A 13,699-nucleotide genomic window follows, 5' to 3' on the forward strand; every position below is an offset into this window, starting at 1 on the left:
AAAATCCCCCACATATATGGTATATGTAGGAGATTTAATTGTTATGTGAGCAAAAATAAAAATCAGGTTTTTCTTACGAAAAATTAGGATGTTAAAATTGCATGGGTTTGTTTATAATTCGTCAGTTTTAATAGGTTCTTCTTTTTTTAAATATTTATCTAAAAATTGTAAAATTCTACTATTAGCTTCTATTTGATTTTCTTTTTTTACAAAGCCATGACCTTCATCATCAAAAAGAACATATTCTACAGGAACACCATTTTTCTTAACTCCAGCTACAATTTCATCAGATTCCACTTGTAAAACTCTTGGGTCTTTAGCACCTTGTAATACCATTAATGGTTTTGTTACTTTATCAGTATGGAATAAAGGAGAAATTCTTTTAAGTCTTACAGAATCGGCAGAGTGTGGGTTCCCTAATTCTTTATATAAAGCTTCTCTAAAAGACTCCCACCAAGATGGAATACTTTTTAAGGTACGCATCCAGTTTGTTACTCCATATATATTTACACCTACTGCAAATTCTTCAGGAGTATAAGTTAAAGCAGCCATTGTCATATAACCACCATAAGATCCACCAATAATTCCTATTTTATCAGCATCAATTTCTGATTGTTTTGCCAACCAATTTTTACCTTCTACACAGTCTTGTAAATCTTTTTCTCCGTGGTTTAAATCATCCATAGTAAAAAAGGTTTTACCATACCCACTACTTCCACGGTTATTAACAGCTAAAACAGCATATCCATGGTTTACTAAATATTGAATTCTTGAACTGAAGTTTTGACGTGATTGTCCTCCAGGACCTCCATGAACCCAAACCAAAGCAGGAACTTTAGCGTCTTCCGAAGCTTGATGAGGTAAATAGTAAATTGCAGGAATAGTCACTCCATCAAAAGACGGATAACGAATTACTTTTGCGTTTACTAAATCAGTAGGGTTAATTTCTTTATTTAAAACATCAGTTAATTGCGTTTGTTTTTTTGTTTTTAAGTCATATACATATAAGTTTGAAGGAGTGTTAGATCCACCAGCATAAAAACGCATTATGTTTTCATCTCTAGAAAAACCAACACTAGTAATACTTTTTCCATCAACATTAGGAAGCTCTATGTTTTTACCTGCTTTAACATCAAAAACTTCAATTACATTTTTAGCATCTTCGTTAATATATGTTACTCTGTAGCTACCATTATTGGTAAAGTAACTTCCAGAAATATCCCAGTCTTTTGCCAATACTTTTTCTGTTTCATTAGTACTAATAGTATATTTCATTAAGGTAGCAAATTCACCTTCCGCATCTGTTGTGTAATAAAACTCAGTATCATCGATAGAAAAATCAGCTGCTGAATTACCACTTAATCTTAGGTTAATTTTTGTGATTACTTTGGTAGTTCTATCAAACAAAAACAAATCACTATCGTTAGTATTAACCGTTTTACTTAATGCTAATATATTTTTGTTGTTTGATATAGCAGAAACGTTATAACCTTCTTTGTTCTCATAAATCATTTTAGGAGTAAAAGTTTCAAGATCGATTTCGTAGAGATCCATAAAACGGTTGTCTCTTTTGTTTGAAGTGAAAAAGAAGCTCTTCTCGTCTTTTGCCCAACCAAAAAAGCCTGCTCTAGCACCTTTAGTAGGTGTTAAGTTTCTAGTGTCCCCATTTAATTCTCTTAAAAAGATGTGGTAGATTTCATCACCATTATTATCCATTCTGAATAACATTCTTTCATCTTTTGGAAAATAAGATGTAGCAAAGACAGATGAACTATCTGATTTTGTAATAGGTTCAAACTCGCCTCCAGATGTTGAAACAGTGTACATGTTGTAAATTCCAGAACGATTACTAGTTACGAGTAGTTTGGAGTTGTCAGGAGAAAAACTTCCTCCAAAAACATTTTCGTTATCCATCATTTGCTCAATAGAATATTTTTTGAGCGTTGTACTGGTTTTATCAGAGTCTTTTTTATCCGTTTTACAAGCAACTACGGAAAGGGCAATGGCTAGTAGTAAGAAATGTTTTTTCATAAGTGTATGTTTGGATTATTAATTTTCGTTTTTAACCAAGCTTTTTTATTCTAAGCTAAATTGCTTGGTTTCTTTAAAAGGAGATAAATCTATTTTTTCAACTTTAACTTTATATTCTTTCCAATCTTTATCAAAGAAAGCATTGGTTTTTTCTAATGCAGGCTTTAACGCTTCTTTTAATTGAATAATTAACTGTTTTTCTGTAGAAGTTTGTTCTCCAAATCTACTATTAACGTATCTGCGAGCTATTCCTAAACGTTGCGTAACATTCATTTCAGGGTTTCGTGTAATACCCTGTCTTTTGTCTACCTTACCTAAATAAACAGCTAAAAGTGTATCTATTTTCTGAACAATATCTTTAGAGTCTTTAATTGATTCTTTGTAAAGTTTTTTGTCTTTTTTAGATAGTTTTTGATTGAAATTGTTTGCAATATTTTTACTTTCAACCAACTGTTTTACCACATCAGCTATGATTTTTTGTTGAGATTCTAAGCCTTTAGCTGTTGTATATTTTTGATCGATTGCGTTTTGAGAAATACGAAGTCTAGGATCAAACTTTACAGTAATATTTTTTTCTGATGTTTGGTTACCAAACGTAGCTTTTATTCTGTAAGTACCAGGTTTTACTTGTACCCCCCTAGGTTCTCTTTTTTGTTTTCTGATAGTTCTAGAAGGTCGAGTAACACCTTTTTCACTCATAAACCAAACACCTTTGTGAATTCCGTTTTCTTTAGGAGTTTTTCTTTTAATAGTTCGAATAAGTCTGTTACTATCAAAAACTTCAAACTTTATAGAATCCCATTTTATTGTATTCTCATCTTCTTTTTTGATAGTTTTTTTACCTTTTCCTTCAGGTTTTTTTGCCGATTTTGGTTTATTCACATAAAACTGAACTAAAGCACCACGACCTTTGTTAGTTCCATTAAACATAGCATCAGCACCAAATCGACTACCAGTAGGTTGTTGATACGCTGCCTGATACGCTGTTGGTGGTGTGAATAACTCAATGTTTTTGGTAAGAATATTTTTGTCTTTAGCTAAGGCTCTTAATGGACGAATATCATCTAATATCCAAGCTGCTCTACCAAAAGTACCAATAACTAAATCGTGTTCTCTAGGGTGAATTACTAAATCTTTTACAGGAACGGTAGGGAAACCCTCAGTCCATTTCGTCCATTTTTTTCCTGCGTTTAAAGAAATATATAAACCATCATCAGTTCCTAAGAATAGTAAATTAGGTTCTATAGGGTCTTCAATAATACATTGTGTAAAGCTTCTTACGTCATTTTCATCAACAATACGTTCCCAAGTTGTTCCATAATCTTTAGTTCTGTAAGCATAAGGTTTATAGTTAAAACGACGATAATCGTTAGCAACTAGTAAGGCTTCTCCTTTATTTTTGTTGGATGCTTTTATTTGCGTAATCCAACTGTTTTCTGGTAATCCTTTTAGATTTTTGCCAACATTTGTCCAAGTTGTACCTCCATTTTTAGTAATATGTACTTGTCCATCATCAGTAGCAGCCCACAACATATCTTTTTCAATAGGAGATGGTTCAATAACTAAAATGGTACAATGGTTTTCTGCACCGGTTGCATCCATGGTTAATCCACCGCTTTCAGACTGTTTGAGTTTACTTTTATCATTTGTAGTTAAGTCTGGAGAAATAACTTTCCATGTTAACCCTTTATCGGTTGATTTATGCACAAACTGACTTCCAAAATATAGTGTGGAATTATCAAAAGGATCAATATTGATAGCAGCATTCCAATTGAAGCGTAGTTTTACATCGGCATCCGGATGTGTTGGACGAACGGTATAATTATTACCTGTTTTGTAATCGTAACGAGATACATATCCTTGTTGACTCATAGACCAGCCATAGCGCGAGTCGTCTTTATCCGGAATAACATCAAAACCATCACCAAAGCTAATTTCTTGCCAATACGAATTTCGTATTCCTTGTGCTTTCCACACATAAGCAGGTCCTCTCCAAGAACCATTATCTTGCATACCACCATAAACGTTGTAAGGAAATTCATTATCAACATTAACATGATAAAATTGAGCTATTGGTAAATTACCAATAAATCGCCAAGTTTTACCTCCGTCTTTGGTAACGTTCATTCCACCGTCGTTTCCGTCAATCATGAATTTTCCGTTTTTTGAGTGAATCCACCAAGCATGATGATCAGGGTGAATACCATTATCAACACCATACGCTGGCATGAGTTGTTTAAAGTTTTTTCCTCCATCAATAGAAACATTTACGTACGTAAAAACAGTATATAGCTTATGTTCGTTTTGAGGATCTACATAAATTTCTGAATAATAGAACGGACGATTTCCGATGCCTTTTTTATCATTAATCTTTTTCCAAGAAAAACCGCCGTCTTCACTTTTATACAAAGCATTTTTCTTAGCTTCAACTAAAGCATACACAGTATTTGGGTTAGAAGGAGCGATTGCTACACCAATTCTACCTAATTCACCTTTAGGGAAGCCTTCTTTTTCGGTAATTTTCTTCCAGTTTTCACCACCGTCATGGGTAATGTATAAACCACTTCCTTCACCTCCAGATTTAAAAAACCAAGGGTCACGTTTGTGTTCCCACATGGCTGCTATTAGTTTATTAGGATTGGATGGATCCATGATTAAATCAGCAGCACCAGTTTTGTTATTGTTGAATAAAATTTGTTTCCAAGTTTTACCACCGTCGGTAGTTTTATATACACCACGTTCTTTGTGCTCTCCCCAAGGAGAACCAATTGCGCCTACATAAACAATATCTGGATTGTTAGGGTGTATTACTACACGATGTATATGACGTGTTTTTTCTAACCCCATTGATTTCCATGACCTTCCACCGTCTAGAGATTTGAAAATTCCGTAACCTCCATTTAAACTATTACGTGGGTTTCCTTCACCAGTTCCAGCCCAAATTACGCTAGGATTGGATTGTTGTATAGCTAAAGCACCAATAGAAGCAGTTACTTGTTTGTCAAAAATAGGTTCCCATTTAATACCCCCTGAAGTAGATTTCCAAATACCTCCTGAAGCTGTACCAACAAACATAATGTCAGGGTTGGATTCTACGACGTCAATAGCAGTAACACGTCCGCTCATACCACCAGGACCAATGTTTCTTGGTTTCATGTTTTTGACTAAATCCATTGAGAATTCTTGAGAAAAAACAGTGCAAGAGAAGGTTATAAACAGTAGATAAAAAAGGTTTTTCATAATGGTTAGTTGCTTGTAATTTAAGTTTGTACAATGTACAAAATAGAAAACGCCCAATAAAATTGGACGTTTTTTTTAACAAGTTCTTAAGATTTGTTGTTATTCTTCTTTCTTTTTTGGTTCCCTTTTGGCTTCTTTAAGTGTTTGCATAAGCATCCATTCAATCTGCCCATTGGTAGATCGAAACTCATCAGAAGCCCATTTTTCAATGGCTTTTAACATTTCTTCATTAATGCGGAGTGCAAAAGCTTTCTTCTTTGCCATGTTGTGTTTTTAATAGTGTTTTTTGAAACGCAAAAAATGGTTACAAAAATACAATTTCAAATTTCTTTTTAATTTATAGTAAAGAGATTATAAAGGTTAAAATATATACTATGGTAATAGTTATTACTTGTATCATCGTTAGTTGATTTTGTATTGGTAGTTTTCTAATACACGTTTAACTTCTTGTTCTTTTTTAGTTCCTATCAATAATTTTTTACCACTTTTCAATTCTAGTTGAATGCCAATGTTTCCAGAAATATTTATAGCTGTTCCTTTTTCTTTATTCCAAAGAAAACCGCCTTTTAAACCCCAACCGCCATATTCGCTAATAGGTTCGTATTTTCTAATATGTATTTTATTAATTTCTATCCAAGTAATTTTTCTCATTGAAAGGTGAAACGGGAAAAACTGGTAATGAATTCCAATTTCATCTATTCTAGTTGTTAATTTAAAGAAGAATATAAACGTAATAGATAAGGTGATACCAAGTAGCGTTATTATAAACTCGGTTGAGCTCATGGTTGAACTTTCTTTCATATATTCTTTTATAATAAGGGTAATAGAAACAATTATACTTATTGTCATAAGAATAATTAACCATGATTGTGTAAACCGTTGTTCTTCTTTAAAAATTTTCATTTTATCGGTTTTTATCTCTTTCTAAAATAACTTCAATATTACCATCACTTACTTGATAAGTACTGGTAACTCGCCAACCTTGTTTAGCATAATTATTAATTTCATCTTCAAATTTTTGTCTTCCGTTAGACCAACTAAATTTTCGATGTATAATCTTGTATTCTTTCATTTTATTTATCTTTATTAGTGTTCATAGTCAACCCAATAGCTGCTCCAATCGCTATTCCTGTTGAAATTCCAATAGCAATATTGTTTAAAGCAATTCCTAATGCTGTACCTATTGCTAAACCTACAGTAGTTCCTAAAATAATTTTATTTTCTTTATTCTTTTTTTTCATGTTTTAATGATTTAAGGTTCCTGCATTTACGACTGGAGAAGCTTCTTTGTCTCCACATAAAATAACTAATAAGTTACTAACCATAGCAGCTTTGCGTTCTTCGTCTAAATCAACAATCTCTTTTTTACTTAATTCTTCTAAAGCCATATCTACCATATCAACAGCTCCTTGTACAATTTTATGACGCGCAGCAACAATAGCTGTTGCTTGTTGGCGTTTTAACATCGCACTTGCAATTTCTTGAGCATAGGCTAAATAACCAATTCGCGCTTCTAAAACCTCTATACCTGCAATGGCTAATCGCTCTTCCAATTCTTTTTCTAAAGCTTCACTTACTTCATTAACGCTTGAGCGTAGTGTGATATCTTCTTCGTGTCCTTCATCAGCAAAGTTATCGTATGGATACATGCTGGCTAATTTTCGTACAGCAGCGTCTGTTTGTACACGAACAAAGTTTTCATAATTATCTACATCAAAAGCGGCTCTGTAGGTTTCAGTAACCCTCCAAACCAAAATGGTACTAATCATTACTGGGTTACCAAGTTTATCATTAACCTTTAAACGCTCACTATCAAAATTACTAGCTCTTAACGAAACAGTTTTCTTTTTGTATAAAGGATTAGCCCAATACAATCCATTTTGTTTTACTGTACCTACATACTTTCCAAAGAATAATAAGACTTTAGAGGAGTTAGGGTTTACTAAAATAAAACCTAAAGCTAGTATCAAAGCAAGAATGCTAATAGGTAAATAAACTGGGGTCTCGTTTTTTATAGATAGAATAATTCCTGTAATAAAAAGAATAAGAACTATAAAAAACATTACATATCCGTTTGCTGGTTTGATGATTTTTTCTGCTTTCATGTTTGTTTTATTTGAATTGATATTAAAATGATATCACAAAGATATAAATTAAATTTTGATATTTCCAAATTTTTGAGCAAATATTTTATAATTTAGCACTTGATTTTTAACATATAACATTCATGAGAACAAATTTTTTAATAGTAATAACTACTTTGTTAGTAAGTGTTTCATCTATAGCAAATAATGAAGATGTATGGGGACCAACAGGACACAGAGCTACAGGAAAAATAGCTGAGAAACACTTAACAAAAAAAGCTAAAAGGAAAATAGAAAAATTACTACAAGGTGAAAGTTTAGCATTTGTATCCACTTATGCTGACGAAATAAAATCTGATAGAAAAAAATATGGGAAGTTTTATACTTGGCATTATGTAAATATGCCATTAGATGCTCGTTATGAAGAAACCGAGAAGAATCCAAAAGGAGATATGATTACAGGTATAGTGCAATGTATGAAAGTCTTAAAGGATGAAAATAGTTCAACAGAGGATAAGCGTTTTTATTTAAAGATGTTAGTGCACTTAGTAGGTGATTTACATCAACCTATGCATGTTGGACAAAAAGAAGATTTAGGAGGCAATAAAATTCAAGTTCAATGGCATGGAAAAGGTTCTAACTTACACAGAGTATGGGATGAGGATTTAATTAATAAGTGGGATATGAGTTATGTTGAACTTGCTGATAATGCTAGAGATTTATCTAAAGAACAAGTTAAACTAATTCAAAAAGGGAGTGTTGTAGATTGGTTGCATGATACACATAAAATTACTAAAGAAATATATAAGTCAGCTGAGGTAGGAGAGAATTTACGCTATCGTTACTCGTATGTATATTTTCCTGTAGTTAGGGAACAGTTACAAAAAGGAGGTTTACGTTTAGCTAAATTACTGAATGAAATTTTTTGTTAGTACAACAAATAAAAAATAATAAGAAGAGCTCGGAAATTGTATTTCCGAGCTTTTTTTCTTGTTAATATTTAGTTAATTCTATCTTTTTAATATGATAAACAGTTAATTTTGAGAGAAATCATTTTAAAATGCTTAGAAATAAATACTTGCTCATATTTATATTAATTGCTGTTTTCAGCGGATCAATAGCAAAAGCTCAGGTTAAAAACAGTAAGATAACTACATTAAATTACGAAGAATTAAAACCATTTTTACATAAAAATAATGATAAAACTTATGTAGTTAATTTTTGGGCTACGTGGTGTATGCCCTGTGTAAAAGAATTACCAGCTTTTGAAAAACTTTATCAAAAATATAAAAATAAAGATGTTGAGGTTGTTTTGGTAAGTTTGGATTTTTCTAAGCAAATAGAAACGAATCTTATACCATTTATACAAAAGAAAAAATTACAATCTAAAATACTTCATTTTGAAGATTCAAATGAACAATTTTGGATACCTGATATTGCTAAAAATTGGTCTGGAGCTATACCAGCTACGTTGATTTACAATTCCAACAAAAGAAAATTTTATGAACGAACTTTTAGCTATAAAGAGTTACAAAACGAATTACAAACCTTTTTAAACTAAATAATTTATGAAGACATTTAAAATAATACTAATGTTATTGGTAGTTGCAACAATTTCAGCATTTACTAATGATAACTCCAGAGGTTATAAAGTAGGAGATGAAGCTTCGGACTTTGCATTAAAAAATATAGATGGTAAAATGGTTTCCTTAGCAGATTATAAAGAAGCGAAAGGGTTTATTGTCGTTTTTACATGCAATATGTGTCCGTACTCTGTAGCTAATGAAGATAGATTAATCGCTTTAGATAAAAAGTATAAAAAGAAAGGGTTTCCTGTAGTAGCCATTAATCCGAATGACCCAGAAGTATCGAAAGGAGATAGTTATGAGGCAATGAAAGTACGTGCTAAAGAAAAAGGTTTTACATTTCCATATTTGTTTGATGAAGAACAAAAAGTATATCCCAAATACGGAGCAACTAAGACTCCTCACGTGTATGTATTGAATAAAAAGAATGACAAATTAATTGTTGAGTATATTGGAGCTGTAGACGATAGTTCACGCAATGAAGCAAATGTAAAAGAACGTTTTGTTGAAAATGCTGTAGATGCTTTGTTAAAAGGAGAAAAACCAACAAAAACTGATACAAGGGCAATAGGTTGCACAATTAAAGATAAAAGAAGTTGGTAATTAACAAATAAAAATTTTAAAAAGATAAATCTCGCGGATTATGCGAGATTTTGTCTATTAGTATTATTTATTACCTAATTTTATAATCAATCGTAAAAAGAAACCAAGAAAATAATGAAGAAATTATTACTATCACTACTGTTTATCAGTGCAACATTAACGGCACAAACCATCGATTTGAATTATTACTTGCCTAAGGATGTTTCTTACAATCAAAATATTCCGACTCCAAAATCAGTTTTAGGACATGAAGTAGGGGAATGGCATGTAACACATGATAAATTAGTGGAGTATATGAAAGCAATTGCGAAAGCTTCCGATAGAGTGGTACTTGAAAGCAGAGGAACAACCTATGAAGGAAGACCGTTAGTGTTATTAACAATTACTTCTTCTAAAAATCATCAAAATTTAAAAGAAATACGAGAGAATCATATAAAAGCAACAAACGATACTTCGGTAAATGTGACTGATAACCCGATTGTGGTATATCAAGGTTTTTCTATTCATGGAAATGAAGCAAGTGGTTCAAATGCAGCCTTGGCAGTAGCTTATTATTTAGCAGCTGCTCAAGGACAAAAAATAGAGGAATTACTAAATAATTCAGTAATACTTTTTGATCCAGCAATGAATCCTGACGGATTACAACGTTTTGCATATTGGACAAATACAAACAAGGCAAATAACATCAATCCTGATCCGAATGATAGAGAATATCACGAAGTTTGGCCAGGAGGAAGAACTAATCACTATTGGTTTGATATGAATCGTGATTGGTTACCTGTGCAGTTACCAGAGAGTAGAGCTAGAGTTAAAACATTCCATAAATGGTTGCCTAATATTTTAACCGATCATCATGAAATGGGTACGAATTCTACGTTCTTTTTTCAACCAGGAATTCCGAGTAGAACGAATCCGCTAACACCAAAAATGAATCAAGAGTTAACAAAAGAAATAGCAACCTATCACGCAAAAGCATTTGATAAAATTGGGTCAACCTATTATTCAGAAGAAAGCTTTGATGACTTTTACTATGGAAAAGGGTCAACCTTTCCAGATATCAATGGAAGTATCGGAATTTTGTTTGAGCAAGGAAGTTCTCGTGGACATGCGCAAGAAAGTGAAAATGGAATACTAACTTTTCCATTTACAATTCGGAATCAGTTTACAGCAGCATTATCAACGCTGGAAGCTGCTAAAAACATGCGAGCTAAAATCTTACAATACCAACAAGATTTTTATAAAAACTCGAGGGGTTCAAAAACGAATAAGGTTATTGTATTTGGTGATGAGAAAGATGCAATGAAAACAAATCACTTAGCTGAGGTTTTACAACGTCATCAAATTAAACTTCGTGAATTGAAAGAAGATTTTGTATCGAAAGGTAAACGTTTCAAAAAAGGATATAGCTATGTAGTGCCAATGAATCAAAAAAATCATCGATTGGTAAAAGCAATGTTTGATGTACGAACTACATTTAAAGACAGCTTGTTTTATGATGTATCTGCTTGGACTTTTAATTATGCATTTGGAGTTGATTTTGCTGATAATGTTTCATTATCAAAAGCAGGAGATGAGGTGACTCAATTAAAATCAAAACAAGGAACAATTCAACAAAAAAGTAGTGTGGGATATTTATTTCCTTGGAATGAATATAACACTCCTAAAGCTTTAAATGCTATTTTAGAAAAAGGATTGCGAGCAAAAGTAGCGATGAAAAAGTTTGCAAACGATGGCAATTCGTATGACTATGGAACTATTTTTATTCCAGCTCAGAATCAAAAAATAAGTGGAAATGAATTATTTGATTTCTTAGGAAAAGTAGCCAATGAAAATCATATTGAAATTAAAGGAGTATCTACAGGGTTGAACGAAGGAATTGATTTAGGAAGTAGAAATTTTGAAACTGTTAAAAAGCAAAAAGTAGCTATGTTAGTTGGAAAAGGAGTAACGAGTTACGATGCAGGAGAAATTTGGCATTTGTTAGATCAGCGTTACGATATAAAAATTACCAAATTAGATACCGAGTATGCTTCTAGAGTAAACTTTGATAAATACACAACGATTATTGTTCCAAATAGTCGCTCACTTGATAAAAACTTAGTAGAGAAACTAAAAGTATGGGTTCGTAATGGAGGAGTGTTAGTCGGATATAGAAATGCGGTAAATTGGTTATCTAACAGAGGGTTTATTAATGTAAAGTTTAATAAAACTAAAATAGATTCTATTAATAATGTATCTTTTGAAAATCGTTCGTTACAATCGGGAGCGCAAGTAATAGGAGGAGCCATTTTTGAAGCAAAGATTGATCGCTCACATCCAATAAATTTTGGATATAAAAATGATAAAATAGCGTTATTCAGAAACACAAAACAGTTTATACAACCTGACGCGAAAAGTTATAACAACCCAATTCGGTACACTAACAATCCTTTATTGAGTGGTTATATATCTAAAGAAAACTTAAAAGAATTGAAAAACACCGTTCCGTTTAAAGTTCAGCGATTAGGTAGTGGAAGAGTAATTGTTTTTACAGACAATACCAATTTTAGAGGTTTTTGGTTTGGAACCAATAAACTACTGATGAATGCCATTTTCTTTGGAAAGTTGATGTAGTGGTTTGTGTTTTTGTGTAGGTTTGATGGAGATTAATAGTACAATTATAAATAACGACTTTAAAATTATCAGTTTATTGAAAATAAATCAGTAGTGTATTAGCTGCTTAATTTTATATAAAAAAGATTAAGCAGCTATTATTTTATTAGTATTGTACTAGTTTTTATATTTATGAGTAATATTTAAATAAGTGTTTTTTCTTTTTCCAATTAAAATCAATGAATCATTTTTTAATTCATAGTTAAAACTCAGTTCTATGGGTAACGTATTTTTTCTGGAGTTATAATATTCTCGAATATTACTCTTAGTTTCTTTAAGGTTTTCTTCTTTAATAGTCAATTTTTTTAAACTATCTTGAATAAAGTTATAGGCTCTATCGGAGTAATGTTTTACTTTAAACTTTAATTTTTTGTTTTTATCATCGAGCTCTATTTTTCCATAATAAAAATTATCAGATGTATCTCTAACCTTTATACTATTGTTAAATTCAATATAAAGTTTGTCAATTCTGGTTTTAGCGTTTCTTGGGGTAATTTCCCATACTCCAAAAAGCTCGTTTTTAACCATATATTCTTCTTTAAGGTTATTGATGTGTATATACCCGTATAGTATCATAGAAGGAATGATTATAAATTTTAACCAATAAAGAACTTTCATTTTAGCGGGTATTAATTCAGGAATAATACACTCTTTTGAAGTAGATTTTAAAAAATAGTTTGTCAAAGCTTTCCAATCTGAAAATAAAAGGAAGAACCCCATTATTGTCAATCGAATTGACATAGGTTTTGCACCATCAATTTCATAAAAGTAATTTATTAATAAAATATTCACCATAATACTTAGAAAAAGTATGACTCCAATGCGTTCAGTTTTTCTAAATAATAAGAGTAAAGCTGATGCTATTTGAGCGCCTGCGATGACTAATCCATAAGTTCTAGAATAACCATAATAATGCCAAGTGAGCATCAAACCATTAAAGCTATTTACATTCTCATCAATGGTTGAAGAAAAACCTAAATTAAATTGTGTTTTAAGGATTTTAGCAAATGCATAAGAAAACATTTGAAGGGCAATGTAGTATCTACAAAACACCCTCAATAGGTACAAAATATTCTTTTTCGAAAATGTCAATTTTTTTGAATTTAAATAGTTCTCAAATATATTGACATTTCTATATCACAACAAATAATTTTCTTTTAAAAACAGTTTGCTTGCATAAGTAGAATATTTTTTTTAAATAAACTTATGAAGTTATTAAAATAATTGTAACAAAATTTCAACCAACTCGTCTTTTAAGTATACTAACTAAAAAAGTACTATGAGTTTATTAAGAGTTTTACTAGCAATTTTTTTTCCACCGTTGGCAGTGATAGGTAAAGGATGCGGATCTATTATTATAGTGTTTTTACTAACACTTTGCGGATGGGTTCCAGGAGTTATTGCAGCATTAATCATATTAAATAACCCAAATTAGTATTGTAATGTAACAATTTGGTGATTTGAAAATGTATCAATTAAAAACTCCAATTTGATGAAATCAAA

General features: G+C 31.5%; 13 protein-coding genes. 5 read left to right on the top strand and 8 right to left on the bottom strand.

Features of this window, described 5'->3' with window-relative positions:
- Window positions 1-111: 111 nt before the first annotated feature.
- From C7448_RS06070 to C7448_RS06095, 7 genes are all read right to left on the bottom strand, one after another.
- Window positions 112-2,031 carry a S9 family peptidase gene (locus tag C7448_RS06070; RefSeq protein WP_115900476.1) on the bottom strand — a complete coding sequence of 640 codons (1,920 nt, stop codon included), beginning with the start codon at window positions 2,029-2,031 and terminating at the stop codon, window positions 112-114.
- Between the two features lie 45 nt (window positions 2,032-2,076).
- On the bottom strand, window positions 2,077-5,271 hold the full coding sequence (locus C7448_RS06075; RefSeq protein ID WP_115900477.1) for a WD40/YVTN/BNR-like repeat-containing protein: 3,195 nt from the start codon (window positions 5,269-5,271) through the stop codon (window positions 2,077-2,079).
- Between the two features lie 99 nt (window positions 5,272-5,370).
- A complete protein-coding gene (locus C7448_RS06080; protein WP_115900478.1) occupies window positions 5,371-5,535 on the bottom strand; it encodes an Arc family DNA-binding protein in 165 nt (54 codons plus the stop codon).
- 138 nt (window positions 5,536-5,673) lie between these two features.
- Complete coding sequence (locus C7448_RS15935; protein WP_211321888.1) at window positions 5,674-6,174, bottom strand: hypothetical protein; 501 nt, start codon at window positions 6,172-6,174, stop codon at window positions 5,674-5,676.
- A gap of 1 nt (window position 6,175) precedes the next feature.
- A complete protein-coding gene (locus C7448_RS06090; protein ID WP_115900479.1) occupies window positions 6,176-6,343 on the bottom strand; it encodes a DUF4177 domain-containing protein in 168 nt (55 codons plus the stop codon).
- Window position 6,344: 1 nt separating this feature from the next.
- Window positions 6,345-6,512: a hypothetical protein gene (locus tag C7448_RS15785; RefSeq protein ID WP_170137005.1), complete on the bottom strand. Its 168-nt coding sequence runs from the start codon at window positions 6,510-6,512 to the stop codon at window positions 6,345-6,347.
- A gap of 3 nt (window positions 6,513-6,515) precedes the next feature.
- Complete coding sequence (locus C7448_RS06095; RefSeq protein ID WP_115900480.1) at window positions 6,516-7,376, bottom strand: SPFH domain-containing protein; 861 nt, start codon at window positions 7,374-7,376, stop codon at window positions 6,516-6,518.
- 122 nt (window positions 7,377-7,498) lie between these two features.
- On the opposite strand from C7448_RS06095, the gene C7448_RS06100 reads away from it, so the two are divergent.
- From C7448_RS06100 to C7448_RS06115, 4 genes are all read left to right on the top strand, one after another.
- Entirely contained in the window at window positions 7,499-8,287 is a 789-nt protein-coding gene (locus C7448_RS06100; protein ID WP_115900481.1) for a S1/P1 nuclease, read from the top strand.
- Between the two features lie 128 nt (window positions 8,288-8,415).
- A complete protein-coding gene (locus C7448_RS06105; protein WP_115900482.1) occupies window positions 8,416-8,916 on the top strand; it encodes a TlpA disulfide reductase family protein in 501 nt (166 codons plus the stop codon).
- A 7-nt stretch (window positions 8,917-8,923) separates the two neighbouring features.
- Window positions 8,924-9,544, top strand: coding sequence for a thioredoxin family protein (locus C7448_RS06110; RefSeq protein WP_115900483.1), 621 nt, complete (start codon window positions 8,924-8,926; stop codon window positions 9,542-9,544).
- A gap of 114 nt (window positions 9,545-9,658) precedes the next feature.
- Complete coding sequence (locus tag C7448_RS06115; RefSeq protein ID WP_115900484.1) at window positions 9,659-12,157, top strand: M14 family metallopeptidase; 2,499 nt, start codon at window positions 9,659-9,661, stop codon at window positions 12,155-12,157.
- A gap of 156 nt (window positions 12,158-12,313) precedes the next feature.
- On the opposite strand, the gene C7448_RS06120 is transcribed toward C7448_RS06115, so the two are convergent.
- Window positions 12,314-13,219, bottom strand: coding sequence for a hypothetical protein (locus tag C7448_RS06120; protein ID WP_115900485.1), 906 nt, complete (start codon window positions 13,217-13,219; stop codon window positions 12,314-12,316).
- Between the two features lie 256 nt (window positions 13,220-13,475).
- Between C7448_RS06120 and C7448_RS06125 the strand changes: the two genes are divergently transcribed.
- Window positions 13,476-13,631, top strand: a complete 156-nt coding sequence (locus C7448_RS06125; protein WP_073184478.1) for a YqaE/Pmp3 family membrane protein — start codon at window positions 13,476-13,478, stop codon at window positions 13,629-13,631.
- Window positions 13,632-13,699: the final 68 nt, after the last annotated feature.

Origin of the sequence: Tenacibaculum gallaicum, from assembly GCF_003387615.1 — a bacterium.
Classification (GTDB): Bacteria; Bacteroidota; Bacteroidia; order Flavobacteriales; family Flavobacteriaceae; genus Polaribacter; species Polaribacter gallaicus.